Source organism: Mesorhizobium sp. P3_B5 (assembly GCF_056402815.1).
This window is the reverse complement of record NZ_JBFUGR010000001.1, coordinates 495028-520245: the sequence shown is the minus strand read 5'-3', so window position 1 is coordinate 520245 and position 25218 is coordinate 495028. Positions and strand designations below refer to the sequence as shown.

23 protein-coding genes are annotated in these 25218 nt (G+C 64.0%); 4 read left to right on the top strand and 19 right to left on the bottom strand.

Annotation, left to right across the window (positions count from 1 at the left end; genetic code table 11):
• The first annotated feature begins 210 nt into the window (after positions 1-210).
• Both AC1DVW_RS02520 and AC1DVW_RS02515 read left to right on the top strand, forming a co-directional pair.
• On the top strand, positions 211-1569 hold the full coding sequence (locus tag AC1DVW_RS02520; RefSeq protein WP_477321573.1) for a sensor histidine kinase: 1359 nt from the start codon (positions 211-213) through the stop codon (positions 1567-1569).
• The gene (locus tag AC1DVW_RS02515; RefSeq protein WP_477242043.1) at positions 1566-2213 is read left to right on the top strand and encodes a LuxR C-terminal-related transcriptional regulator; all 648 of its coding nucleotides are present in this window, start codon (positions 1566-1568) and stop codon (positions 2211-2213) included. The genes AC1DVW_RS02520 and AC1DVW_RS02515 overlap by 4 nt, the downstream gene beginning before the upstream one ends.
• Before the next feature lie 92 nt (positions 2214-2305).
• Here the strand turns inward: AC1DVW_RS02515 and AC1DVW_RS02510 are convergent, their stop codons facing one another.
• The 9 genes from AC1DVW_RS02510 to AC1DVW_RS02470 form a co-directional block, all read right to left on the bottom strand.
• Positions 2306-2764 (bottom strand): hypothetical protein, encoded by a 459-nt coding sequence (locus tag AC1DVW_RS02510; RefSeq protein WP_477320944.1) that lies wholly within the window; start codon positions 2762-2764, stop codon positions 2306-2308.
• Between the two features lie 242 nt (positions 2765-3006).
• The gene (locus tag AC1DVW_RS02505) at positions 3007-3936 is read right to left on the bottom strand and encodes a sugar-transfer associated ATP-grasp domain-containing protein (protein WP_477320943.1); all 930 of its coding nucleotides are present in this window, start codon (positions 3934-3936) and stop codon (positions 3007-3009) included.
• A gap of 293 nt (positions 3937-4229) precedes the next feature.
• Positions 4230-5864, bottom strand: a complete 1635-nt coding sequence (locus AC1DVW_RS02500; protein WP_477320942.1) for an outer membrane protein — start codon at positions 5862-5864, stop codon at positions 4230-4232.
• Positions 5865-6311: 447 nt separating this feature from the next.
• Positions 6312-7193 (bottom strand): EamA family transporter, encoded by an 882-nt coding sequence (locus AC1DVW_RS02495; RefSeq protein ID WP_477320941.1) that lies wholly within the window; start codon positions 7191-7193, stop codon positions 6312-6314.
• 144 nt (positions 7194-7337) lie between these two features.
• Positions 7338-8459: an ABC transporter permease gene (locus AC1DVW_RS02490; RefSeq protein ID WP_477320940.1), complete on the bottom strand. Its 1122-nt coding sequence runs from the start codon at positions 8457-8459 to the stop codon at positions 7338-7340.
• The gene (locus AC1DVW_RS02485; protein WP_477242029.1) at positions 8456-9205 is read right to left on the bottom strand and encodes an ABC transporter ATP-binding protein; all 750 of its coding nucleotides are present in this window, start codon (positions 9203-9205) and stop codon (positions 8456-8458) included. The genes AC1DVW_RS02490 and AC1DVW_RS02485 overlap by 4 nt, the downstream gene beginning before the upstream one ends.
• The gene (locus tag AC1DVW_RS02480) at positions 9174-9791 is read right to left on the bottom strand and encodes a Tgt2/MlaC family protein (RefSeq protein WP_477320939.1); all 618 of its coding nucleotides are present in this window, start codon (positions 9789-9791) and stop codon (positions 9174-9176) included. The genes AC1DVW_RS02485 and AC1DVW_RS02480 overlap by 32 nt, the downstream gene beginning before the upstream one ends.
• Before the next feature lie 6 nt (positions 9792-9797).
• Positions 9798-11015, bottom strand: a complete 1218-nt coding sequence (locus AC1DVW_RS02475; RefSeq protein ID WP_477320938.1) for a sulfotransferase family protein — start codon at positions 11013-11015, stop codon at positions 9798-9800.
• Positions 11015-11956, bottom strand: a complete 942-nt coding sequence (locus AC1DVW_RS02470; RefSeq protein WP_477320937.1) for a type III polyketide synthase — start codon at positions 11954-11956, stop codon at positions 11015-11017. Before AC1DVW_RS02470 ends, AC1DVW_RS02475 begins: the two co-directional genes overlap by 1 nt.
• Before the next feature lie 417 nt (positions 11957-12373).
• Between AC1DVW_RS02470 and AC1DVW_RS02465 the strand changes: the two genes are divergently transcribed.
• Both AC1DVW_RS02465 and AC1DVW_RS02460 read left to right on the top strand, forming a co-directional pair.
• Positions 12374-13078, top strand: a complete 705-nt coding sequence (locus AC1DVW_RS02465) for a class I SAM-dependent methyltransferase (protein WP_477320936.1) — start codon at positions 12374-12376, stop codon at positions 13076-13078.
• Positions 13078-14247 (top strand): NAD(P)/FAD-dependent oxidoreductase, encoded by a 1170-nt coding sequence (locus AC1DVW_RS02460; protein WP_477320935.1) that lies wholly within the window; start codon positions 13078-13080, stop codon positions 14245-14247. Before AC1DVW_RS02465 ends, AC1DVW_RS02460 begins: the two co-directional genes overlap by 1 nt.
• 66 nt (positions 14248-14313) lie before the next feature.
• Here the strand turns inward: AC1DVW_RS02460 and AC1DVW_RS02455 are convergent, their stop codons facing one another.
• From AC1DVW_RS02455 to dgoD, 10 genes are all read right to left on the bottom strand, one after another.
• Complete coding sequence (locus tag AC1DVW_RS02455; protein WP_477320934.1) at positions 14314-15447, bottom strand: substrate-binding protein; 1134 nt, start codon at positions 15445-15447, stop codon at positions 14314-14316.
• Positions 15448-15514: 67 nt separating this feature from the next.
• Positions 15515-15787, bottom strand: coding sequence for a hypothetical protein (locus tag AC1DVW_RS02450; protein ID WP_477320933.1), 273 nt, complete (start codon positions 15785-15787; stop codon positions 15515-15517).
• Between the two features lie 91 nt (positions 15788-15878).
• Entirely contained in the window at positions 15879-17456 is a 1578-nt protein-coding gene (locus tag AC1DVW_RS02445) for an HD domain-containing phosphohydrolase (protein WP_477320932.1), read from the bottom strand.
• Between the two features lie 81 nt (positions 17457-17537).
• On the bottom strand, positions 17538-18413 hold the full coding sequence (locus AC1DVW_RS02440) for an aldose 1-epimerase (RefSeq protein WP_477320931.1): 876 nt from the start codon (positions 18411-18413) through the stop codon (positions 17538-17540).
• Positions 18414-18418: 5 nt separating this feature from the next.
• On the bottom strand, positions 18419-19219 hold the full coding sequence (locus AC1DVW_RS02435) for a FadR/GntR family transcriptional regulator (RefSeq protein WP_477320930.1): 801 nt from the start codon (positions 19217-19219) through the stop codon (positions 18419-18421).
• 2 nt (positions 19220-19221) lie between these two features.
• Positions 19222-20223 (bottom strand): ABC transporter permease, encoded by a 1002-nt coding sequence (locus AC1DVW_RS02430; RefSeq protein ID WP_477320929.1) that lies wholly within the window; start codon positions 20221-20223, stop codon positions 19222-19224.
• Positions 20220-21743 (bottom strand): sugar ABC transporter ATP-binding protein, encoded by a 1524-nt coding sequence (locus AC1DVW_RS02425; protein WP_477320928.1) that lies wholly within the window; start codon positions 21741-21743, stop codon positions 20220-20222. The genes AC1DVW_RS02430 and AC1DVW_RS02425 overlap by 4 nt, the downstream gene beginning before the upstream one ends.
• A 104-nt stretch (positions 21744-21847) precedes the next feature.
• Positions 21848-22831: a substrate-binding domain-containing protein gene (locus tag AC1DVW_RS02420; protein WP_477242005.1), complete on the bottom strand. Its 984-nt coding sequence runs from the start codon at positions 22829-22831 to the stop codon at positions 21848-21850.
• Positions 22832-22856: 25 nt separating this feature from the next.
• Positions 22857-23633, bottom strand: coding sequence for an SDR family oxidoreductase (locus AC1DVW_RS02415; protein ID WP_477320927.1), 777 nt, complete (start codon positions 23631-23633; stop codon positions 22857-22859).
• 5 nt (positions 23634-23638) lie between these two features.
• Positions 23639-24811 (bottom strand): galactonate dehydratase, encoded by a 1173-nt coding sequence (gene dgoD / locus AC1DVW_RS02410; protein WP_477320926.1) that lies wholly within the window; start codon positions 24809-24811, stop codon positions 23639-23641.
• Positions 24812-25218 lie beyond the last annotated feature (407 nt).

Genomic DNA, 25218 nt, shown 5'->3' with positions numbered 1-25218 from the left:
TCGCGCAACGAGCCTTGGCATATATCGATTCAGACTGTTTGTAGAGCCGTCGTCGCGCTTCGGCGGCCGAGGGGCGCGATGGCGCCGGACTAAAGTCCAGCCCGGCCAAGACAAAGGCAGATGTCACAAACGCCGTTCTGCCTCTATAACAAGCACAGATGAGGATGGATCGCACGATTGCTTGAGGATTTCTTACGGCGTTGGAGCAAGCTGTCGCTTGCGTTGCAGTTCCTCGTTGCCGGCGGCGTTGGCCTGCTGGCGGTGATGCTGGTGGTCGGCCTGTGGGTGACATCGCAGATCCGGCAAGGCGTCACCCGCAACTCCGCCGCCACCACGGCGCTCTATGTCGACAGCGTGATTGCGCCACTGCTGCCGGACATGCGCAAGAGCCGCGAGCTCAGCGACAGCGTCAAGCGGGCGCTCGACGAGACGCTCGACCAGGGCGCGCTCGGCAAGCGGCTGGCCTCGTTCAAGCTGTGGCGGCGCGATGGCACCATACTCTACGCCAAGGATACGACGCTGATCGGCAAGGTGTACGAGCCGAATGCCAACCTGGTCGCCGCCTTTGGCGGCAATGTCGTGGCTCAGTACAACAATCTCGACGACGATGCCGAAAGCCGGGACGAGCAAAGAACGGCGACTGGACCGCTGCTCGAAATCTACAATCCGGTGCGCGAACCGTGGTCGGGCGAAGTCGTCGCCGTCTCGGAGATCTACGAGGTCGCTGAGGACTTCGAAACGACGCTGAATGTTGCCCTGTGGCAAAGCTGGCTGGTGGTGGCCGGCGCCACGGCGGCGGCGCTTGCGCTCTTGTCCGGCATCGTCTTTCGCGGCAGCCGCACCATCGAGACGCAGCGCACGGCGCTCGAAGCAAAGGTCGCAGAACTGCAGGCACTGCTGTCGCAGAACTCGACGCTGCGCCAACGCGTGCAGCACGCCTCGCGCCGTGCCACGGCCATCAACGAGCGCTATCTGAGGCGCATCGGCGCCGATCTCCATGACGGGCCGGCCCAGCTCGTGGCGCTGGCGGCGCTGCGCGTGGGCAGCCCCTTGCTGCTCGACCCCGCCGCCTCGGCCGAACAGCGCCAGGCCGAGGTTGCCGGCATCCACAACACGCTTGGCGAGGCGATGAGCGAGATACGCGGCATCTGCAACGGGCTGGTGCTGCCGCAGATTGAGTCCGCGGCCGTACCGGACATATTGCGGCTGGCCGTCGCCGAGCACGAACGGCGGACCGGGACCTCGGTTTCGCTGACGCTTCCTTCCCGCTTGCCTGAACTCGGCCCGTCGGAGAAGATCAGCATCTATCGTTTCGTCCAGGAGGGGTTGAACAACGCCTTCCGCCATGGAAAAGGCAGGAACCAGGCGGTGAAAGCCGGGATCAAAGCCGGCAAGCTTTTCGTTGAAGTGCTGGATGGCGGGCCGGGCTTCGATCCGGCAAGGACCGAAGGTCTTGGGCTCGCCGGCCTGAGGGAGCGGATCGAAAGCATTGGCGGGCATTTCGAAACACTGTCAGGGCCGCAAGGCACACGATTGGTAATCACACTGTCCGTCGAGGAGCAACCGTGACCGGTGTCATCCGCATAGCCATCGTCGACGATCATCCGATGTTTCGCGAGGGCGTCGCGCGCAGCCTTGGCGAAATCGGCGGCTTTGAACTGGTTGGCGAAGGCGCCAGCGCCGAGGATGCCGAAAGGCTGGTCCAGGCCGTGGCACCCGATATCCTGCTGCTCGACATCAGCATGCCGGGCGGCGGCCTTGTCGCCGCAGCGAACATCCTGGCGCGGTCCTCCGGCCAGAAGATCGTGATGCTGACCGTGTCGGAGGCCAATGCCGACATTGCCCAGGCGCTCAATGCCGGCGTGCGCGGCTATGTTCTGAAAGGCGTCGGCTCGAAAATGCTGGCCGAAATCCTGCATAACGTCGCCGCAGGCGAAAGCTACGTTTCGCCGACGCTGTCGGCCCGGCTGTTGTCCGGCCTGCTGCAGCCGGCCAGCAGCAAACCCGATCCGATCCGCCAGCTCACCAGCCGCGAGGCGGAGATCCTGCGCCTGGTAGCGGAAGGCTTGAGCAACAAGGAAGTCGCGACGCGCTTGGCGCTGCAGGAAAAGACGATCAAGCACCACATGACGCGGGTGTTGGCCAAGCTCAATGTCCGCAACCGGACCGAAGCGGCACTTCTGATGCATGAGGCGCGGGACCGCACCGGCTGAGGGCCGGGTTTCGAGCCGGGGACCACGACAAGGCACCCGCGCGGCTGAGACGAGACGCGAGCGACTGTTGAATTGCCGCACTCTGCGTGGCCTCACAATCCTTTCAGGCGGGCCAAATCGGCGGCGGTCGCCGCGCGCTCGACGATCCTGCGGCCAAGCGCATCCTTCATTTCAAAACGCCCGTTGGCGACCTCTTCCCTGAAGCCGTTGGGATGGACGACCTTGATGGCATTGCCGATGACGCTGACGGTGTCGCCTGTCACCGCATTCACGTGGCTGCTGGTTCCGGTGCTGCCGCTGTTGCCTTTGCCATTACCGCCGCTGTTGCCGTTGCCGTTGCCGCCACCATTGCCACCGCCGTTACCGCCACCATTGCCGCCGCCATTGCCGCCGCCGTTACCGCCACCATTGTTGGCGTGGGCGACAGCGAGCACAATCTTGGCAACGCCAGCATCGTCGAACGTGACATGGTAGGGCGCGAACGTGAGCGCCAACGCCGTCGAGGCCCGCAGGACGAACCGGCAAAGTCGAGGCAATGACGGCGCCATCATTCCTTATCTTCCTGCCAGACCAGGGCGTAACCGCCGGTGGGGAATCGTCACCATTGTCGTCAGCGACATCGTGGTCCTCATCGTCGTCGATGCCATCATGACCCTCGCCGGAGCGGCCACCATCGCTATTGTACCACCTTCGCTCTCGGCGTGGGTGCAGGTGGAGACTACCTTTGCGACGCCGTCGCCGTCAAAGGCGAAATAGTAGGGTGCGACGGAGCATTCACCGGATCGCGAGGGCCTCACATGCGCATCTCTGCCCAGAAGGCCCGCTGCTCGGCCGTCTGTTTCAGGCTGCCGTGGCATTGATGGATGTCCAGGCCGGGGCTGGTGTTGGCCTCGACGATGACGATGCCGGCAGCCGTCAGGGCGACGTCCCAACCGACGAGGCCGGGAAACGGCAACAGGCCGGCAAGCTGCAGCATCGCCGATTTCACGAAACCCCAATTGGGTATGGTGGCGCCGCGAATCTGGATGCCGCTTTCGGGGTGTGTTTCCACGCAATCGCGCCGCCCAGCCTGCGCATTGTAGGACAGGCCGGCGGCCAGAGCGCCATTGTCGACGTCGACCAAAGCAGCGATCCCGCCCCAGCCCGATTTCCAGTTGTCGGTGGGATAGGTTGCCGGCCGGCCCATTTTCATCGTCGCCGCGAGAACGACCGGGCGATGGTCCGAAAAATGCGTGCCGGTCAGCACGCGAAGGGTGTTCAATGTGTTGGGAAAGAAAGCTTCGCTCCACGGTCCCTGCGCGATGATGTCCGAGACCAGATAGCCAGTGCGGTTCTGCCCGAAAAATCCGGCCAGCCATTGCCGCGGCTCGAAGCTTTTGCCGTTGGCAAGAATGCCGTCCGGCGTCTGGACCAGCCTCATGGCGCCAAATCCCTGGCCCTGGCCGGACGGTTTCAGGAACAATTCGCCCTTGCGCGCCAGCAGCACGAGGAGCGCATCCAGCTCCAGGATCTCGCCATTGCCGTCGAGGCTGACGAGCTTTCGGCCGGCAAGATAATGGGTGACCGGCGGCGCGACCGACGGCATGACGCAGTCGAGCCACACCTTCTGATCCAGCTTGCTGAAAAGCACCTGTGCGAGACGGGAATTGTAGGTTTCCCGCCGTCGCCTCTGCAAAGTGAAGTTGATGTAGTCGTGCTCGCGATAGGCTCGGTCGTCCAGCATCGCCAATGACCTGGATGGATGACCTCTCAACAGGCCGCGAAGCCGCCAGCCAGGCGTCGGCGCAGCTTCGGAAAATTCCTTCTGAAGATAGGCTTTGTAAGCCCCCCATCGACGCGCGATCGACATTGTCCCCCCTTTTAGCCCATTGGGAGCCGATCTGGCAGGTATAGCGATTTTCGCAGGCAATTCACGCGCCATCGGCCGCCGGTTCGTCGACGGCAGCCGGCGCTTCTGTCGCAAGGCATAGGCCTTGCGTGCCGGACGTGCGACCCCCCTACCGCTCCGAAGTGTCGTCAGAACTGGTAGATGGCCGTGAGGCGAACGGTCTGGTTGGAGAGTTCGACCTTGTTGCCGGGGCTGACGAAGGAGTTGGTCGTGATGTTGCCGATGGTGCCGCCGAAGCCGGCGCCGCCGACAGCGATGTCGACCGACTTGTACTTGTCGTAGAGGTATTCGGTGCGCAGCCGCAGATGCTCGCTGACTTTGAGCTCGGCACCGCCGCCGATCGAAAGTCCATAGACGGTCTTCGACAGGCCCGCCCTGGTGACGGTTGCGGCGCCGGCCAGCGGCGCACTCGGCGATGAGGCGACAACACCGAAGATGCTGGCGCCGTAGACGTCCGAGCTCTTGCCGACGGCGAGGCCGCCGGAGACGAAGCCAAGCAGCGCCGGGGTGATCTCGTAACCCGCCGTCATGCGGACATGGCCGAGCGACTTGACGTCGGAGAAGAACAGCCTGCTGCCAATGCATTCGAAGTGGCCGACACCGAGCTGGACGAAATTGATCGGCGGTGTCAGGCAGTCCGGGCCGCCGATGGTCCGCTCGCGGCTGAAGGCGTTGTTGAGCTCAAGGTCGCCCTCGACGCCGAGGACGACATGCCCCCATTGATGCGCATAGCCGGCAACGAGGTGGCCGCCCGTCGAATCGCCCTCGTATTCGTTGGAAGGCTTCACATCGAGGAAGCCAAGGGTCACGTTGTTTTGCATATGCAGTTGATTGACGGCGTTGGGAAAACCGACCTTGTGGCGGCTCATCGACAGGCCGCCGCCGAAATAGACGCCCGACCAGTCGCTCTGCAGATAGGCAGGCGCTTCGGCCGGCTGGTCCTCGGAGAATTGGTAGATCGCGGAAAGCCGGACCGTGTGGCTCGAATAGTCGACGCGGTTGCCCGGGCTGGTGAAGGAGTTGGTCGTCAGCTCGCCGATCGTGCCGCCGAAGCCGGCGCCGCCGACGGCGATGTCGTGGCCCGGATACCGATCGTAGAGATATTCGCCGCGCAGCATGAACCCGTGGCCGACTTTGACCTGCAGGCCGCCGCCGACCGTGAAGCCGTAGATGGTCTCAGCCATGCCGGACCGCTGTACGGTGGCGGCACCCACCAGTGGCGCACTCGGCGAACTGACGATGAAGCCGCCGGCGCTGGCGCCGATCACCTCGGGGCTCTTGCCAATGGCAAGGCCGCCGGTCGCGAAGGCAAGAAGCGTCGGCGTCAATTCGACGCCGACCACGCCGCGCACATGGCCCAAAGTCTCGACGTCATCGAAGAAGGTGCTGAGGCCCACGCAGCCGAAATGGCCCGTCGTCGGCACCGGCACGTTGCCGCAAGCCGGGATGCCGGGCGTGCGACCGTCGGAGAAGGATGACCCGAACTCATAATCGGCCTCGCCGCCGAACACGTAACGGTCCTTCTGGAACAGATAACCGGCCAGCAAATGGCCGCCGATCGTGTTGCCCTGGTGTTCGAGATTGGGGACCTGCTGGAAGTCGATGATGCCCGGGGCGGTGGTGTCGGTCATCGTAAGCCTGTCGATGCCGTTCGGAAAGTCCACCTTGTGCTTGCGGAAGGACACGCCGCCGCCGACATAGACGCCCGACCAGTCGCCGGCCACTGCAGGATATGACGCAGACGCCAGCAGCGCAGCGGCCAATGCTACTCCAACAAATCCAGAATATCTCATGATGTCCCCCGACAATGCCGCTTGGTAGCATGCGCGCATTTGAGTCCGGTATGACGAAAATGCAACACGGGGCCGCAAAAACCCTTAGCGAACCTTGGATTCCTTTTACAAGATTGGAAAAGTTGCTCTGTTTGCCAATCGCAATATCAAGATAAGCTTAAAAATAGTCGAACTATTTCGCTATGTATTTGGCCAACTGTATTTGATCATCAAAGTAAAGAAGCATCCGCTTATTTAGAATTCTTGCATGTAAAGGGCGTGGCAGTTCATTGCAGTCACGCGGCGCCCGTGCTGCCGCCCTGCATGGCCAGGCTTGCTTAAACAGGCCGTGGCAAAGGCCGCGCCGTCGAAATCACGACGCCGGGAGAAGTCCGGTCAAGACATGCAGTCCCTCGCGCCGAGGGCGCCGGCAAGCGCCTATTCGGGTGACGGCACCGGTGGCCTCGTCGTTATCGCCGCGCCGAAGGCAGCGACAACCACGGCGGCAATGCCTGCGCATTGCAGCCCGGTCAGCACCTCGTGCAGGAACACGAACCCGGCCAGCGCGCCCAGCGCCGGCTCCAGGCAGGTCAGCGTGCCATAGAGCCTGGCCGGCATGCGGGTCAGCGCCACCATCTCCAGCCAGAACGGCAGCGCGCTGGAGAACAGCCCGACGACGAGCGCGCCGACCAGGATCGACGGCGCGACCAGCGCCGGCCCCGCCTCGACCACGCCGAATGGCAGCGCGAGTGCGGCGGCGATGGCGATGCCGTAGGCCGTGGTCTGGCCGCCGAGTTCGGCGCCCGCCTTTTGCGCGAAGACGATGTAGAGCGCCCAGCTGCCGCCGGCGGCGAGCGCCAGCATGACGCCGGTCGGGTCGAGCGCCTGGCGCGAATGGATTAAGGGCGACAAAAGCACGATGCCGGCGACAGCCAGCGCCACCCAGGCAAAGTCGCTGCCGCGCCGCGACGACAGCGTCGCCACCAGCAGCGGGCCGGTAAATTCGAGCGCTACGGCGATGCCGAGCGGGATGGTGCGCAGCGCGGCATAGAACAGAAGGTTCAGCACCGCGAGGTTCGCCCCGTAGGCGATCAGCCAGGGCAGCACGGCGCGCGACGGCCTGACACGCCAGGGCCGCAGCACGGCCGCCAGCATCAAGGCGCCGACGACCAGCCTGAGCGCCGTGGTGCCATTGGCGCCAACCAGCGGAAACAGGCCCTTGGCGAAGGTGGCGCCGATCTGGATCGACACCATGGCGCCCAGCAGCGCACCAATGGGCAACGCGCCTGCTTCGGGTCTGGCAATCGGCGTCGACGTCACTTTGGTCTGGTCCTCCCCTGGCGACTGAGCGTGGCAGCTATGGCTCTATCCGGCGCTTCTGTCGTGAGGCACGGCCGGCTGGTTGGGTGGGGCAAGAGGTGTCGTGCGAAGGTCCGCCACGCAACTCATGTCGACCGCCCGGCGTCAGATTCTGCGGAGTGCCTCGGCGGGGAGAAGGCGCGTGGCGCGCCAAGCCGGATAAAGCGCGCCGAGCGGGCCAGCGATGAAGACGAAGATCAGCGCCTGCGCGATCGACCAGCCTGACAGGTAAGGCACGATCAGGCCCGCCGCGAACTTTGTCTTCGCCGCCATTTCCATTGTAAGGGCGCCGAGAATGATCCCTATGATCCCGCCGGCTGCGCTCATGAACAGGCCTTCGATGAGAATGAGCCGAAGAATCCGCCGCGGTGACCAGCCAAGCGCCGCGAGAACTCCGATCTCGAACGTCCGTTCGTTCACGGCCATCAGAAGTGTATTGGCAACGGCGACAGAGGCCATCGCCATGACAACCAGTGAAATCGTCTGGGCAATCGCCCGAAGCAGATCGAAGATGCGGATGCTGTTGGCAAACTGCTCGGTGTCGCCGACCTCGAACCCCGGTGCGGCTGCGTTGAGCTGGGTTCGCGCAACAGTAATGTCGTTCTTGTCGAGCGGGCGCTTCAACCTCACCTCGTACAAGGTAAACACGTCCTCGCGCGACAGGAGTTGCTGCAGCCCTTCGAGCGGAACGATCGCGCTGTTCTGGTTCAGCATGGACGAGAAGGACGCGATGCCGACAACCGTATAGGGCTGGAACTGCAGCTCGACCGTATCACCGACCCGCTTGTCCAAGGCGCTGGCGATCGACTCGCCAAGGATCACCGGCCACTGGTCGCCCGGTGCAGGGATTCGCCCCGCCACGAGGTGCATGTCCTTCCACAGGAAGCTGTCGCTCGGCCAGCCGGCCATGACGATATTTGCGGCGTCGTCAGCGGTGGTGATGTTCAGGAGAACGCCCGATACAGCCTCGACGTTTGGCACCGCGGAAAGCCCGGTGCCCAACGACCTGGGCACGGTGCTGCTCACCAGGTTGAACGCGCTGCGCTGGCTTACCACCAGGTCGGCACCGTTCTCATCGATTCCCGACGCAAACGAGTGCTGGACGCCAGCGGTCAGGCCGGTAAGTGCCACAAACCCCGCGACCGCCAGAGCAATGCCGAGAACCGTAAGCAGGGTGCGAAGCGGACGTGCAATGAGGCCGCGCAAGGGAAGGGTCAACTCTGTCATGGGTTGGCGGATCGCGGCACCGGCGCCGTTCGGCTGTCCGAACGGATGCGGCCGTCGGAGATCTCGACGCGCCGCCCGCACAGTGCGGCCACGTCCTCGTCATGCGTCACCACGATCACCGCGGTACCGAACTCGCGATGCACGTTGCCAATGATGCTCATCACCGATTGACTCGTCTGCACGTCTAGGCTTCCTGTCGGCTCGTCCGCAACGAGGAGCTTCGGACGGTTGGCGAGCGCGCGGGCAATGGCAAGACGCTGGCGTTCGCCGCCCGAAAGCTCAGCCGGTCGGAGCGTGGCGCGCTCGGCAAGACCGAAATGTGCCAGAAGTTCGAGCGCACGAACACGACGCTGCCGCGCTCCGCCGAGGTTTCCCAACAGCGCCACCTCGATGTTCTCGCGCGCCGACAAGGACTGGAGCAGGAAGAAGTTCTGGAAAACGATGCCGATCCTGCTGGCCCGGACGGCTGCCCATGCAGCCCTGCCGTTGACGGCCCGTCCTTCGAACCGAACTTCGCCGCGCGTCGGCCGGTCGAGCCCACAGACCAGGTTCAGGATCGTAGACTTGCCGCTCCCGCTGCGGCCGACAATGGCGACGGTCTCGTCACTCCCGATTGTGAGCGACACATCATCGACGGCGACAATGCGGCCGCCGTCAAAGTCGCGGCCGACATTGCTCAATTCGACGAGGGCGGACATGAGCACGAGCGAGAAGTCATACCCGGCCTTTCCTGAGATCGGCGACAAGTGCTGGGATCGAGCCGCCATTGCCGGCGAGCAGCTGGGCAACGCGGTCCCGCTGCTGCACGGTCACCGAGCCGCCGTCGACAAAGACATCGCCGATGCACAGATGTCCGCGGCAGTGGCGCACACGCCAGTCCACGGAGGTTGGGCCGTGGAGCGGCCGGCGGAATTCGCTGCGCACCAGGATGTCGCCGTTGGCCAGAGCCTTTGTGCCGAGCACGGTGAAAGTCTTGTCCTGCGTCCGCTCCAGCTTGTCGGCCAGCCTGTGTGCAATGGCATAAAGAAGCGCATCGACCACCGAGGCGCGGTCGTCCGCACTCGCGCGGCGCCAATACGTTCCCAGCACGGCCTGGGCGATTCCCCTACCGTCGAACGCCGCGGAGATCGAGCGGAGCTGCCCTTCGGCGGATCCACCATGCCCAAGCACAATCGCCGCCTGGCGCACAGTCTCAACCAACCTGACTGCTTCGCTCTGCTCATCGGCGGATGCCGACAGCGGTGCGGCGCAGGTCGCGATCAACAGGGGGACGAGCAACAGCCGGGCCAAGGCTGCCCAGCTTGCGTGCGACCATTGGGCTGTCGTCATCATCCCATGTCATCCAATGCGCGGTTGGCTGTCAACATTGAGCGTCCCGGGGGCCTGGGCCGGCGCATGCCCGAAAGCGGCTGCCAGGGGAGCGAGGCGAGCTACGCGCGCTTTCTGCCGTTCCGTCAGGTCGGGATGGTGGCTACGCACCTGCCTGCCGAACGTCGCGGCGACCTGCAGCATCCGCTCCTCGCAGCCGCGAGAAAATGGCAGGCCGAGTTCGCCGTAGATACGCTTCATCTCGCCCACAGGGTCGGCAGTGAGATCCTGCAGACGCACTTCCGCGAGGTCGGCGGCTGGAATCTGGGCCCTGTCCGCCAGATAGTGCATCTCCGTCGCAAGGTATTCGCGAGCGATGATCTCCTCCTGCTCGTCCTCGGGCAGTGGCGGCTGCAGGGCAAATGCACGCTGCAATTCGTGCGCCAGAAGGAGGTTGGACCGGAACACCACTTCCGGCGAACGGGAGATGTGGACAAACTTGGCGCCCGGGAACAGCTCCTGGAGGTAGCGGACGCGCGCCGTATGGCTCGGCGACTTGAGCAGAAGCCGCCGCCCGCCGGCAACCAGAGTGAGCTTCTGGACGAAGGCCAACTGATTTGAGCGCCAGCGGCTCAACTCGTCCGCCGAGAGCCCGTCGAGATCGTGGAAACGATTGAAGAAGGCTTGCCGGTGGGGAAGCACGGCGCGTCCAGCAAGGATGGACATTCCGCCCAGATTGTTCAGCGCGAAGTCGTCCTCGGCCGGCAGCTTGGCGCCCATGGGCACGACTGCGTCGAGGCGCGTCAACGGCAGCAAGGGGACGAAAAGGTAGCGCAGCAGTGCCCAGCCAAGGACGAATGTCTGAGGGGCCAGGACCTGCGGCCAGCTTGGCGATCTCAGGTTCGGATCGGCTGCCAGCAGGTTCTGCAAGAACGTCGTCCCGGATCGGAAGTAGCCGAGGACGAACACAGGGGCTTTGTCCCGCTCCATCCGGGGAGGTCGCAGCCGCAGCCATGCCCAAAGGATCACGCGCTCCGGCAGGGAGGCGGCCGTGTTGATCCCCGAAAGCAGGAGCAGGAGCACCAGGCGCGGCCAGTAAGCGGGAGGGATCTCGCCTTCCGCGCGCCATAGGATGCGCACTACGGCGTCAAGAGGTGCCACGCTCATAAAGTGCGGATACGGCAAGTACGGCACCAACCAGCGGCCTGCGAAAGCTCGGATGCGGTGCCGGATGGTGTTCGATGGCATCAGGCAGTCCGGAACATCATGGTCTCTGTGGTCAAGCCCGGCCCAAACGCCATGCCGCAGCCGAGCAGGCCCGGCGGCTCCTTCAGCATTTCGGCCATCACGAACATCACGGTTGCCGATGACATGTTGCCGTATCGCCGGAGCACTTCGCGCGATACGTCGAGTGCGGTCGGCTCCAGTTTGAGTGCCCGCTCGACCGCGTCGAGCACGGAACGGCCGCCGGGATGCACCGCCCACAAATCGATCTCGCTCGCAGGCCTGCCGCCGAGGATGGCCGGATGGTCGTTGCGCAGTGTCTCACGCACTGCGCCGGGAACCTGGCCGGACAGCACCATGTCAAAGCCGTCGTCGCGGATGTGCCAGCTCATCAGCTCCTTGCGCTCCACTGCAACTATGGCGTGGAAGCTTTCGAGCAGGATGCCGTGCGGTCCGGCCGTTACCAGCGCGGCCGCGCAACCGTCGCCCCACAGGCAGAACGAGATCAGCTTCTCAAGTTCGGTGGCTTCCCTGAAATGCAGCGTGCACAATTCGATGTTGACGATCAGCACGCGGGCTTTCGGGTCGGAGCGCACGATATGGCGTGACAGCTTCAAGGCGTTGATGGCGGCATAGCATCCCATGAAGCCGACTATGGTCCGCTCCACCGACGTTGGCAGGCCGCATCGCTGCACCAGCTCGAGGTCGATGCCAGGCGCCGAAAAGCCGGTGCAGCTCGTCACGATCAAATGCGTGATCAGCGAGCGGTCGTCGTCGGCCAGAAGCTTGTCCACGGCCTGTTGCGCGAGCTCCGGGGCGGCGGCTTCGTACATCTTCATACGGATTGCCGTGCTGGCGAACGAGCCCCTGACCGAGGTGCCGTCGCGATCGATTGCCCCACCGCGCGGATCGTCGGCAGGCGCAAAGCAGGAATAGCGATGCTCGATCCCGGCGAGAGCGACCATTCGCTCGAAGAGTGGAAGGCGCTGGGCATCGTCTTCAAGCAGCAAAGCTCCATAGCGGAGGTAGAACTGATGCACGTCGTGTTCTGGAACTGACGTGGCAATGCGGTTCAGATACGCTTGAGGTGACAAAATTGCTCCGACAATGAGCCCAATCGGGTCTCACAAGAGGTCTAGGAATCTGGAAGCGTTCCTAAGGCAAACGCCGGCAAGAAGTATTTTATTGCGCGGAGCCGATATTTCTCATTGGCAAGCTGTGATACCAGCCTCCGATCCTGTATGAAAGGGACCGACGTTCGGCTTCGCCATCCGGATTAAAGTCACATGCGCGTTCTGCCATGAACAGCGTGCGGCCATGAAGGTACGACCGAATTCTATTTGACGGATTGCCGGCTGAAGCCCTAGATTCCGATCCATCGCATGACCGACATAAATATCCGGCATCTGGAGCCAGAGCTCCTCGACGGCCTTCCGGCCGATGATCCTCGTGCGATCGCATCCCGTCGCGATCTCGTTCGCATCAATGCATTGATGTTCCAGGCCAGGTTCATGGCATCGCTCTTGCGGGCGAACGTGCAAACGCCGCCGCTGCGCATCCTCGAAATCGGCGCCGGGGACGGGAAGTTCATGCTGGCGGTGGCGCGGCTGATGGCGCGGCGGTGGCCAAACGTCGAGCTCGTCATGGTCGACAGGATCGGCCTGATCGGCAAGGATGTGTGCAACGCCTTCGCCAAATTTGGTTGGCGGGCGCAACCCGTAACCGCCGATATATTCGAGTGGACTGGGGACAGGCCCTTCGACCTTGTCTGCGCCAACCTTATCCTCCATCACTTCGACGACACGCGCCTGCAGGATCTGTTTTCCCGGATCATGGCGCTGGCCCCGATGCTCGTCGCGACGGAGCCGCTGAGGGCCAAGGTGCCGCTTGTCGCAACGCGGTTGCTGCCATTGATCGGCGCCTGCGCAGTGACACTGAACGACGCGGCGCAAAGTGTCCGCGCCGGTTTTCGCGGCACGGAACTTTCCCAATTGTGGCATCAGTCAGGGGGAACGCCGGTGATGGAGGGCCGCAAAGGCCTGTTCACTCAAGCTTTTGTCGGCGCCCGTATGCCCGGCACCAGCTGATGCACGACGCAATTGTCATCGGTGCCGGCCCTGCCGGCAGTTCTACCGCCATTGCGCTGGCCCAACATGGCTGGTCGGTGGCAATGGTGGAGAAAGTGGTGTTCCCGCGCCGAAAGGTCTGCGGCGAATTCATGTCGGGGACCAGCCTGGCCTTGCTCGACCGATTGGGCGTCGGCGACGTCTGGCGCGCGGAAGCCGGCCCCGAAATCCGTCGCGTCGGTTTTTTTTCGGGCGATGTTTCGGCGCAAGCGCCTATGCCGATCGCCAGGACTGGTCTCGGCCGCGCGCTCGGCCGCGACCGTTTGGATTACATCCTGTTGCAGGCCGCCGAACGTGCGGGTGTCGAAATTCTCCAGCCTTGCAAGGCCGTCGCCATTGATCGGCGCGATGATTTGCAATTTGTGACCGTGGAGGCGGGCCAGCACCAAAAGGTGTTGAGCGCACCTGTCATCATTGCCGCGCACGGATCCTGGGAACCCGGGAAACTCCCAAGCCAGCTTGAACGAACAAGCCGACCCTCCGATCTTTTCGGGTTCAAGGCGCATTTTAGAGGCGCCGCGCTGCCGCCCGACCTGATGCCGCTGCTGGTATTCCCAGGCGGCTATGGCGGGATGGTAACGGCGGACCGTGGCCGGGTTTCGATTTCCTGCTGTATCCGCAGGGATGTTCTATCCGAGCTGCGCCAGCGCTTTGGAAACATCGCGGCCGCCGATGCACTATCGCGCCACGTCCTGGCTTCGTGCAGAGGCGTAGCGACTGTGCTGGCCGGTGCCGAACTGGATGGGCTATGGCTTGCCGCGGGACCGATTCATCCCGGCATTCGAGCCGGCTATGATCAGGGCATCTTCCGCGTCGGCAACATCGCAGGCGAGTCGCACCCTGTCATCGCGGAAGGCATTTCGATGGCGCTGCAATCCGGCTGGCTTCTTGCGAGAGAACTGGTCGCATCGGGCGAAGATCGCGATGGTAGCGACGCCGCCGGACGTCGCTACCAACGCGCATGGCGTCGGCAATTCTCGGCTCGTCTGCGTGCCGCGGCCCTGATTGCCCGAATAGCGATTGGGCCTGGTGGCGCGACGGCCATGCGTGCCGTGATCAAGAATTTTCCGGTGGCTTTGACGCTTGGCGCTCGATTGAGTGGAAAGACCCAGCCTCTTCCGGGCTTTTGACGTTTAGCGGTATTGCGGCGGTGGCGAGGGCAACTTCCCCTCGCCCCCGCAGTTGCCGCCGCCGGCTCAGCCGGCTTTGCTGAGTTGGAGTTCGTCGGCAATCACCCGTTCGTTGGGATCGATCGGACCCAGGTTCTTGACGACCCTGAAACGACCGCCCCGCGCCTGCGCGATGTACATATTCATGCGCACATGGTGCTGGCCGGGGACCATTTCGGCCGGGCCACCCGGCCCCTCGCTGATCCTGGCGTGATCGAGCGCCCGGATGACCGCGCCCTGCTCGAGCGTGCCGGCTTCCTTCACCGCGGCTTCCCACATCTTGATCGCCCGGTAGTGGCCGGTGCAGCCGCTGCCCGCGGTCAGCATGGCGCTGCCGGGGAAGCGGTCCTGGTAGCGACGCAAGAGCGCGCGGCCGAACGGATCCTCGAGTTCCTGATAGTAGTCGAGGCAGCTGTAGAGGCCTTCGATCTGCGCGGACGGCACGAGATTGAAGAAGTTTTCGTCGAAGTAGGTACAGATGGTCTTGCCGCCCCGTTTGCTGAAACCGGCTCTGTCCAGTTCGTCGAGGAAAGGCATCAGGCCCGGCGGAACCAGGGTGTTGAACACCACGTCGGCGCCGCTCGCCATGATCTGCTGCACCGTGCGCCGGAAATCGACGGTATCTAGCGGGAAATACTCCTCACCGACGATCTCGCCGCCATTGGCGCGCACCACCCGGCTCGCCGCCTTGTTCAGCAAATGGGGCCAGATGTAGTCGGCCGACGGCAGGTAGAATGTCTTCGCCCCGGTGCTCTGCATCAACCACGGGATCAGCGGTTCGACCTGCTGCGCAGGCACCGGACCGGTGCAGAAGATCAGGGGATCGTTTTCCTGGCCCTCATACTGTTCGGTGTAGATGTAGAGCGTCCTGCCGCGCGCGACCGCCTCGCTCTTGATGGCCTGGCGGGTCGAGCTGTAGATGCCGCCAACGACCAGGTCGACCTTGTCGACGTCGATCAGTTTCGCAGTCCTTGCCTTGGCGACGCTGTCGGTGGTCTCGCCGTCCTCGATGACGACCTCCACCGGCCGGCCCAGGAGACCGCCTTTGGCATTGATGTCGTCTACGAGCATGGTCGTGAGGTTGGCGTTGGCGATGCCCATGAAGGACAACGCACCGGTGAGTTCGGCAACAAGGCCGATCTTGATGGGTTTCGGGTCCATTTCAGTTCTCCGATCTTGGGGTTTGGTAGGCGCGCCGCTGCCGGTGGCAGGCGGCGCGCGGCGCACATCAGGCCTCGTAGTGGCCGAGCAGCAGCGCCGCCTGCGGCTTGCCCATGTGGCCGGCTTCCTGCAGGATCGCCGGCACTTCGGGGTCCGAGACGAAGTTCTTCCAGCCCTCGGCATCCCAGTCGAAGATCGCCCAGATGCGGTCGGCCTCGCTGGGGTCGCGGAACACGGTTGCGCCGTTCGAACCGTGCAGCCGGCGCTTGTCGGCGCCCTTGGTCGAAAAGATACGGATGAAGCGGTCGACGTCCGCCACCTTGGTCGTTGCGAGAAGCATCTGATTGTCCTCCTGTCGGTCGCGGCCACCATTGGTCCGTCGACAGGATCACGATGCGCGCCCCGAAGCGGGCGCACATGGGGTGGATTCCCTATGCCTGCGTTTCGCCGGGCCGGACAAGGCCGTGCTCGACCGCATAGAGTGCGGCGGCGGCGCGGGTGGTCACGCCGATCTTGGCGTAGACGCTCTGGATATGGTGGTCGGCGGTCTTGGGCGAGATATCCAGCTTGCGAGCCGTCTCCTTGGCTGTGAGGCCGGCGGCGATCAGGCGCAGCACCTCGATCTCGCGTGGCGTCATTCCGCCCATCGGCCGGGGCGGCGCCCGGCGCGACGGCTGCCCGGCGAAAGACAGCACGGCCTCGGCGGCGTCGGGGCAGATACAGCCCTCACGAATGGCGGCGCGCAACTGCGTTGCCGCCGCCTCGCTGGACAGCGCCCGGCGGTGAGGACGTTCCTCTCGCGACGTCTGGAAGGCTTCGGCAGCGGCCAGGATCCTCGCCGCGGGCGACAGGTCGGAGCCGTGGACCTTGCGATGATAGCCCGAACCGTCCAGGCGTTCGTGATGGCGCAGGACGAGTGCTGCCATCGCCTCACCCTCGCGACCGAACGAGGCCAGCGCCCGCTCACCGTAATAGGCGTGCAGTTGTGCTGCGTCGCGCTCGCGCACCGACAGCGGACCGTTGCGCATCCAGGTCGCCACCGGCACCACGAGTTCGCCGATGTCATGGATGCACCCCGACCAGCGCAGCGCGCGGACGTCGGCGGCTGGCAACCCCATCTGTCCCCCCGCTCCCTCGGCCAGTTCCGCCACCATCCGAGAATGGCCGTAGGTAAACGGCATGCGCATGTCGATCATGTCGGCAATGGCGAGGAACGCCTCGTCGCGGGCTGCCTCGTCGAGCGTCACCGGCGGATCGGGCTCGAGCGCCAGGATCGTCTCGCGGTCGACCGTCGCGCCGATGCCTTCCATCAGCGCCGGCGCGTTGGCCGAAAAGAGCCGCGCCAGATCCGCTTCGTATGGGCCGTCGGCGCGGCTGGCGACGATTTCGGCCATCCCTTGGATACCGAGGGCATCGCTGAGCGCTATGGCGTCCTGCGCCAATGTGATCAGGCGCACAGCTGGCAGGACATCCTCGCCGCTCAGCCCACGCGGCAGACCCTTGCCATCCCAGCGTTCGTAGATTTGTCCAAGGTTGCGCCGGATGTCCTCGGACAGGCCGAGCCGCTCGCCGATCCGCTGCGCGACCTCGCAATGCGCGGTCAGGACCGGGCGGGCCACCGCGATCGCCTGCGACAGCCCGGCCTCGATCGCCTTCGCCTGGGCGTCAGGCTCGAGATCGTAGTAGAACCGCTTGAAGGCCTGGACGAAGACCCTGCCCAGTTCCGCACGGTTGCCCATGTCGAGGCCGACGAGATCCTGACGGAGCGCGATTTCGTCGCCAAAGGTGGCCGACATGAGGTCGGTATCGGCATTGCAACCGGCATAACGGAGCATCGATTGGTGGTAGGCGTTGCGCCGATCCTGCTCGGAAACGCCGGCAAGATCGGCGATCCGCATCGCAAGCACGCAGGATTTCAGCGCGAAGTCGCGAGAATGGCCGGTGGCAAGGTCCGACGCATAGGCGAGGACCATCATGAAGTCCGCCCGGCGGATCGCGACGTTTGTCATCCCCACCTCCCAGTGACCCTATGCTAGCCCCGGGTGCCGCTAATATATAGGGCAAAAATCGCGGGTCGGCGCAGTGGCCTGCTAGGTGACAGCAAAGCTGCAGCGCGCTGTCAGGCCCTCCTCCGGGCCAAGCACTACCAACCCATTCCATGGGTCGATCGAACCGCGGTTATGAGCATCCACGACATGGCTGACCGGCTCGAAGCAGAAGAAGTCGCTGGCCTGCGATGGCGAATAGACGAGGTAGAAATTCAACGGCGGGGACGCTTCGACCCTGACACCGCACTTTTGCTCCGGCCAGGATATGGTAGCGACGCGGTCCCAACCTGCAAAGGCGCTGTTGATCCATCCGCCTGGCAAGGCGGTCGGCGTGCTGAAATCCCAATCGGGACGGGTTTTGACATCGACGAACCTGTCGGGGAGATGATCGGGCCGTTCGAGACAAACCTGCGACGCCGGGGCGTGAAGCGTTGTCCGTGCCGTTCGTGGCAACCAGGGATGGATGCCAAGCCCGAACGGCAGGCTGACCGGCGCGCGGTTGACGATCTGAAGTTTTAGGTCGAGCGCCTGTGCGGTCAGCGTGTAGCTCACCTCGGCGCGATAGCGGTACGGGTCAGGTCCGTCGCTGACGAGCGACAGTTGCGCCCTGTCCTGTGTCACACTGTCGACATCCCATTCGCTCGAAAATCCATTGCCGTGAATGGGATACGGCTCGCCGGCGAGGTTGGGTAGCAATTCGTGGAATTTGTTCTCGAAGGTGAAACCGCCGCCCGAGATGCGATTTGACCATGGCAGCAGCAGGTTGCAGGCGAGATCGAATGGGTTCGAACTTCCGCCGTCAGGCCATGGCCTGAACAGCGGCACGCGCCCGCAATCGAACCGCGCCAGACCTGCCCCAAGCGATGGGACGATTTCGGTGGACAGGTCGCCGCTTCGAATTTTGATGGTCTCGATCATCAAACTCAGACGGTATCGGCCCTGGCAGCGGGAGCCGGCTGTTGATGGCGGCCCTTGCGGGCGACCGCGAGCAGGTCGTTCGAGGCGATGCCGATCAGCGCCTTCATCTGGTCGTGGGCCTCGTCGACCCTGCGCATGCGGATGGCCTCAAGCACGTCGCCATGGGCGCTGAGCGTCTGCTGATAGTTGGCGGTGGCCGAAGTGGTCAATCGGAAGGAGAAGCTGAGGGCTGCGGCAAGCATGTTGCCGAGATTGGCGAAAACCGGATTGCGGCTGGCGCGAAGGATGGCCGTGTGAAACCGCACGTCTGCGTCGAGGCAGGCGGCGAGGTCATCCTCCGGCGCAATGCGCATGGCCTCATAGGCGGCTTCGATGACCGCCAGATCGCCCGAGGTCGCCATCTTCGCCGCAAGCTGGGCGGCAGCCGGCTCGATGACCAGCCGCGCCTCGATCAGGCCGCGGACGAAATCGAGATCGGGCTCGATATCGCGCATCCATTCTAGAACCTGCGCATCCAGCCGGTTCCATTCACTCGACACGCGCACCCGCGTGCCGGCGCGCTTGCGCGCCTCAATCAGCCCCTTGGCCGAAAGGGTCAGCAGTGCATCGCGAAGTGCCGTGCGGCTGGCGCCGTAGATGACGCACAGTTCAGCCTCCGTCGGCAGCACCGCGTGCTGCGCGTAGGTGCCGGCAAGGATGCGCTGTCCGAGATCGCGGGCGATGCGATCCTTGAGCGACGACGTCGCGCCCTCCCCGGCAGGAAGATCTCGCTTGCCTTGATCGATTGCAGCTGTCGCCGCGTCCATCGTCATGTCCTGTTCAAGTGATACTCGGCAATTACGACAGCCAGTATCAGCAGCGAGCCTTTTGCAAGCAATTGATAGAAGGTTGGCACCGACGTCAGTATCATTCCGTTGTTGAGCACGCCAATGATGGCGACGCCGAGCAGCGCGCCGACGATCGTTCCCTTGCCGCCCTGCAGGGCACAGCCACCCAGCACCGCGGCTGTGATGGCCTCAAGCTCCAGGCCCTGCGATCCGGATACGGGCTGGCCCGAACCGGTGCGAGCGGCGAGCAGGATCCCGGCCAGTCCGGCGGCAACGCCGCTCATGATGTAGATGCCGACGCGGTAGCGGTTGATGTTGATGCCGGAGAAGCGGGCGACAACGGGATTGCCGCCGAGCGCATAGATGTTGCGGCCGACGATCGAGCGCGCCAGGAAGAGGTGGAACACGATCGCGGTCAGCACAAGAATCCAGATCAGCAGCGGCAGGCCGAGGATCCGCCCGATGCCGATGAACCGGAACGTGTCGCTGAAGATGGCGATAGACTGGCCGTCGGACATGATGAAGGCGATGCCGCGGAAAATCGCCATGGTGCCGAGCGTGGCGATGACGGCGTTGACCCGGCCGTAGGTGATGATGATGCCGTTGACGAGACCGGCAAGACCGCCAAGCACCAGGCCGGCAACGATGCCGGCCGCGGGCGACCCGGTCGCCTGGATGGCCATTGCCGTCGACACGGTGGTCAGGCCGACAGTGGCGCCGACAGCGATATCGAGACCGCCGGCGACAATGACCACGGTCTGGCTCATCGCCAGCACGCCGAGGATGGTAATGCCGAGGCCGATGTTGAGCAGGTTTCGGCTGGAGAAGAACACATCACCACGCAGCGAACCGAAGATGACGACGAGAATGGCGAGCGCCACCAGCAGGCTGATGTTGTGAACGCCAAGGCGCTCCACCAGGCGCGCGGAAGCGCCCCTGGCGTCGGTCTGCACTTTCGAGGCGCGAAGCTCGAGGCTGTTCATTGGATGTGGTCTCCGGGCGCAGATGTGGATTGCGGCATGGCGTGTTTGAGGATCGTCGCCTCGTCGATGTCGGGGCGGGACAGTTCGGCGGTGATGCGGCCTCCCGCCATGACCAGAACCCTGTCGGCGAGGCCGATCAGTTCCGGCATTTCCGAGGAAATCAGGATGATGCCGATGCCGCTTGCCGCGAGTTCGTCGATCAGCCGATAGATTTCAGCCTTGGCGCCGATGTCGATGCCGCGGGTCGGCTCGTCGAGGATGAGCAGCATCGGCTGCCGGGCCAGCCAGCGCGCCAGAACGACTTTTTGCTGGTTGCCGCCCGACAGCTTTGAAACCTGCTCGTCGAGATTTGGCGCCTTGATCGACATCTTGGCCGCCAGCGGCGAGACGATCTCCAGCGCCTTGCGCCGGTTGAAGAAGCCGAAGCTCGACGTCTTGTCGGGCACGCAAAGTGCCGCGTTGTCGAGAATGCTGCGAAACAAAAGCAACGCCTCGTGCTTGCGGTCTTCCGGGGCAAAACCGATGCCGGCGACAATTGCCGCATGCGGACTGTTGGGAAGAACGGGCACGCCGTTCATAGCTATGGTGCCGGCGAGGCGCCGGTCATAGCCGACAATCGCCTTTGCCAGTTCGGAGCGGCCCGCCCCCATGAGGCCGGCAATGCCGAGCACTTCGCCGCGACGAACCCTGAGGCTGACATCGCTGACACGGTCGGTGGTCAAGCCCGTCACATCCAGCAATTGTTCGCCCGACCGCCAGGTCTCGCGGGTGAACAGATCGGCAATGTCGCGGCCGACCATGAGCTTGGCAATGCCCTGTTCGCTGGCGCCCGCCGCCGGGGAATTGTCGACCAGCCTGCCGTCGCGCAAAACGACGATGCGGTCGGCCAGTTCGATGATCTCGTTCAGCCGGTGCGAGATGTAGATGACCGACGTGCCGTCCTCGCGCAGCCGGCGGATGACGGAAAACAGGCGGCGCGCTTCGTCGTCGGTCAGCGACGAGGTCGGCTCGTCGAAGGCGATCAGCCGGCCGCCGGCACGGATGGCGCGCATGATCTCGATCATCTGGCGTTGCGCCGGCCCAAGCGTGCTGCACAGTTGCCGCGGTCGCATGTCCTGCTGCATGCCGAAGGTCGCAAGCACGCGGTCGGTCTGCTCCTCGAGCTTGCGCCAGTCGAGCAGGACGCTCGCCAGTCGCGGCAACTCACCAACGAAAATGTTCTCGGCCACCGTCAGGTTCGGCACGATCTCCGGCTCCTGATGGATGACGCGTATTCCGGCCCTGTGGCTGTCGCGCGGTTCGCCGAAGACGATCGGCGTTGATCCGTGCAGCACAGTGCCGCTGTCGGGAGCGAACACGCCCTCAAGAATGCGCATCATCGTCGATTTGCCGGCGCCGTTCTCGCCGACCAGAGCGAGCACCTCGCCTGGCCGGAAGGCAATCGAGACGTCGTCAAGCGCCTGCACGACGCCGAAGCGCTTCGATACCCGGTCGAGCGAGAAGAAATCCGGTTGCGTCAAAGCTCACTCCCTGGGATCGATCCGTGTTCGGTGGCGTGGCCGCCAACGAACCTGCCAACTGGAGCGCGTCATGCGCCTTTGAGGGCGCATGACGCATGTCCGGTTCACTTGCAGAGCTTGGCCTTGTAGTCCGAGGCAAAGTTGTCGGCGGTGATGTATTCCGGGTCGGTGAAGGACTGAACCGGCAGCGGCGTTCCATCCTTGATCGACGCCAGCAGGATCTTCACCGCCAGCGCGCCGTGATTTTCCGAATTGAGCCACATCGTACCACGGAATGCCGAAGGTTTTCCGGATCCGAAGGCATCGCAGGCGCGGCTGCCGTCAATGCCGATGCCCATGCCCTGGTCCGGGGAATAGCCGGCGTTCTCCAGGGCGCGGGCCCCACCCAGCACGCCATCATCATTGCAGGAATAGAAGATCCAGTTGGTGACGCTGGGATTGGCCGTCAGCGTGGTGGTCATCACGTCGATGGAATTGACCATCGTGTTGTCGTAGGGGACGCGAACGATGTTTGCCGGCTTGAAGTCGGGCACCGCCTTCAGGAACGCTTCTTCGGCGCCCTTGTTGCGCTGCATGCAGGTGTCGGCCTTGCGGTCCTCGATCGAGGCGATGCGCACCTCCTTGCCGGCCCAGCCATCGGCCTTGTAGAGCTTGGCCAGTTCTTCGCCGACGCGTGCGCCGATATTGTAGGCATTCATGCCGACATAGGGGACCTGGGTGCCGTCCTGGTAGTAGATGTCGTCGTCGACCGCCACCAGCGGGATTTTCGCCGCCTTGGCCTTCTCGGCGATGACCGGTCCCAGCGCCTTGTCGGGAACGACGATGGCGATGCCCTTGACGCCGTCGCCGACCATCGTGTCGAAGGTGGTGATGGTCAGATTGGCGTCGAACTGGACGTCCTGCGACACGAAGCTGGCGCCGGCCGCCTCGGCGGCTTTCTTGGCGCCGCCGACTTCGGCGACGAACCATGGATGGTCGCCCATCTTGTTGATGTAGCCGATCTTGATGTCGTCGGCGCTTGCCGCGCCGGCCATCAGTCCGGCCGCCAGTATCGCCAATGTTGCCAATGCCTTGGTCGTCGTTTTCATGTGGATCCTCCCTGCTTGGTGGTTATCAGTCGTGGTAGAGAACCGAGCGTCCACCATCGATGGTGATCGTCTCGGCATTGATGAACGGCGCTTCGTCGGAAGCGAGGAAAACCGCCGTCATTGCAACTTCGTCCGGCCGGCCAATGCGCTTGGGCGGATGAAGGTCGTAGGCCCGCCGCTTCTCCTCGGCGGGGTCTGGAAATGTGTTCCAGTAGGCTTCAGCGATCGGCGTCTCGACATAGCCGGGAGCAATCGCGTTGACGCGGATGCCGCGCGCCGCATATTCGATGGCGAGCGAGCGGGTCAGGCCGACAAGCGCGTGCTTGGCGACCGGATAGGGAAAAGTGTGGGGGATGATCTTGAAAGCGTGGCAGCTGGCTATGTTGACGATCGACCCCGAACCTTTCGCCAGCATCGTCGGCAGAACCGCCTTGGCGCAGAACCACGCGGCCTGCAGGTCGAGCTTGAGACAGCGGTCCCATTCCTCGTCCGGCATCGAGAGGGGTTCGTAAAAGACGTTGGCGCCGGCATTGTTGACGAGAATGTCGACGCCGCCATAGGCCGCGATTGTCATCGCCACCATATCGGCGACCGCCGCTGCTTCGGTGACATCGGTTTCGACGAAAAGCGCGTCCGCGCCCTCAGCACGCAATTCGTCGGCGATTGTCTTGCCGCTTGCCGCATTCAGCTCGGCGATCACGGTCTTAGCCCCCTGCATGGCGAACGCTCGCGCGGTGGCCGCACCAATGCCCTGCCCCGCGCCGGTGACGATTGCGATCTTTCCCTGCAGCCTGCCTGTCATGGCGCTCACCAGTCGACCACGGTGCCGTCGGGCATGACGGCGTTGCGGGCATGCAGCACTTCCTGCTTGAAGGGGTGGCGCGCGATGACATCCTCGTTGACGGTGACGCCGAGGCCCGGCAGCTCGGGCACGTCCCAGCGGCCGGGTTTGCGCTGGATCGGCCAGGTGACGACATCGTCGTACCAGGCGACCGCGCCGGACATTTCTTCCTGGATGATGACGTTGGGCGTCGAGATGCCGAAGTGAAGGGCGGCGACGCCGGCGATCGGACCGAGCGGGTTGTGCGGCGCCAGCCCAATGCCCGCCGTTTCCGCCAGGGCGGCGATCTTCTTGGTCTCGAGCAGCCCGCCGGTATGGCAGATATCGGGCTGGGCAATGTTGAAGGCGCGCGCGGCGATCGAGTGGGTGAATTCGCGGCGCCCGATCAGCCGCTCGCCGGAGGCGATCGGCACCGTCGATCGCGCGGTGATATGGGCCAGGCCGGCGACGTCCTCGGGCGGCACCGGCTCTTCGGCGAACATGATGCGGGCCGGTTCGATCGCCCTCAAATAGTCCATCGCCGCGTTGACGGAGGCCGGGCGGCCGTGAAAATCGACCATGATGTCGATATCGGGACCGACGGCCTCGCGCAGCGCACCAACCATGTTGGCGACGGAGTCCACCGCCTTCACCGGCGAGACGTAGTGGGTGTAAGGGATACAGACGACCTTGACCGCGTCGTAGCCGGCCTGCGTGACGATGCGCCCGCGTTCGACGATCGTGTCCGCCGACCCGCTCTCATAGACCGCCTTCATGTCGCCGAGGCCGAGATGCGTGTAGGTGCGCAGATAGTCGCGGACCTGGCCGCCGAGAAGCCGCMAGACCGGGACGTCCAGCGACTTGCCCAGAATATCCCAGAGCGCGATCTCGATGCCGCTGACGGCTGACATGCCCTCGACGCCGAGACGCCAGAAACCGTGGCGCGTCAGGATCTGGTAGCACTGTTCGACATTGCGCGGATCCTGCCCGACGAGCAGCGCCTCGAGATCCTGCAGCGCGCCGACGACGGCGCGCGTCTTCCATTCCAGCGTCGCCTCGCCCCAGCCAAACAAACCGGGCTCGTCGGTTTCGACCCGAACGAAAACCCAGTTGCGCATCTCCGCATTGCAGACCAGCGCCTTGATGGCCGTAATTTTCATCGGTCCTCCCAGACACACCGTCTTTTTTCACGACATTATGTATGATTTATTCCTGTTAATATGGACAAGTCAAGAGGGACGTCAGGGTTGCACGCGGCATCGTGGGGGGTCTGCAGCCTGCACATGCGGCGGCGGAGGCTTTCAAGGGGTGAATGCAGCGGCGGACGGGACGGGCTCCCCACCTCCCCCTTGTGGGGAGGTCGGACCGCAGGTCCGGGTGGGGGTGCTTGGCGCTGGCCGTGCGAGATTTTTCTTTCCCTCACGAATGTGGGGGGTCCGAAGGACGGGCGAGACAAGTGGCTCGCCCCGGAACGGTGGCGCGGCGAAGCCGCGACGGAGTGGGGGAATGGCTCGGCCCTCAATGAATTCAGAGGAACCGCCGGCGGGACAGCGCCCCCTCTGTCCTG

What these genes read in the sequence shown, in the direction of transcription:
- AC1DVW_RS02445 (WP_477320932.1), bottom strand. Translation starts at nt 17,456, where the DNA reads ATGACAAACGTCGCGATCCGCCGGGCGGACTTCATGATGGTCCTCGCC.
- AC1DVW_RS02440 (WP_477320931.1), bottom strand. Translation starts at nt 18,413, where the DNA reads ATGATCGAGACCATCAAAATTCGAAGCGGCGACCTGTCCACCGAAATC.
- AC1DVW_RS02480 (WP_477320939.1), bottom strand. Translation starts at nt 9,791, where the DNA reads ATGATGACGACAGCCCAATGGTCGCACGCAAGCTGGGCAGCCTTGGCC.
- AC1DVW_RS02490 (WP_477320940.1), bottom strand. Translation starts at nt 8,459, where the DNA reads ATGACAGAGTTGACCCTTCCCTTGCGCGGCCTCATTGCACGTCCGCTT.
- AC1DVW_RS02450 (WP_477320933.1), bottom strand. Translation starts at nt 15,787, where the DNA reads ATGCTTCTCGCAACGACCAAGGTGGCGGACGTCGACCGCTTCATCCGT.
- AC1DVW_RS02455 (WP_477320934.1), bottom strand. Translation starts at nt 15,447, where the DNA reads ATGGACCCGAAACCCATCAAGATCGGCCTTGTTGCCGAACTCACCGGT.
- AC1DVW_RS02430 (WP_477320929.1), bottom strand. Translation starts at nt 20,223, where the DNA reads ATGAACAGCCTCGAGCTTCGCGCCTCGAAAGTGCAGACCGACGCCAGG.
- AC1DVW_RS02470 (WP_477320937.1), bottom strand. Translation starts at nt 11,956, where the DNA reads ATGGTCGCTCTCGCCGGGATCGAGCATCGCTATTCCTGCTTTGCGCCT.
- AC1DVW_RS02505 (WP_477320943.1), bottom strand. Translation starts at nt 3,936, where the DNA reads ATGCTGGACGACCGAGCCTATCGCGAGCACGACTACATCAACTTCACT.
- AC1DVW_RS02510 (WP_477320944.1), bottom strand. Translation starts at nt 2,764, where the DNA reads ATGATGGCGCCGTCATTGCCTCGACTTTGCCGGTTCGTCCTGCGGGCC.
- AC1DVW_RS02465 (WP_477320936.1), top strand. Translation starts at nt 12,374, where the DNA reads ATGACCGACATAAATATCCGGCATCTGGAGCCAGAGCTCCTCGACGGC.
- AC1DVW_RS02420 (WP_477242005.1), bottom strand. Translation starts at nt 22,831, where the DNA reads ATGAAAACGACGACCAAGGCATTGGCAACATTGGCGATACTGGCGGCC.
- AC1DVW_RS02460 (WP_477320935.1), top strand. Translation starts at nt 13,078, where the DNA reads ATGCACGACGCAATTGTCATCGGTGCCGGCCCTGCCGGCAGTTCTACC.
- AC1DVW_RS02435 (WP_477320930.1), bottom strand. Translation starts at nt 19,219, where the DNA reads ATGGACGCGGCGACAGCTGCAATCGATCAAGGCAAGCGAGATCTTCCT.
- AC1DVW_RS02475 (WP_477320938.1), bottom strand. Translation starts at nt 11,015, where the DNA reads ATGCCATCGAACACCATCCGGCACCGCATCCGAGCTTTCGCAGGCCGC.
- AC1DVW_RS02415 (WP_477320927.1), bottom strand. Translation starts at nt 23,633, where the DNA reads ATGACAGGCAGGCTGCAGGGAAAGATCGCAATCGTCACCGGCGCGGGG.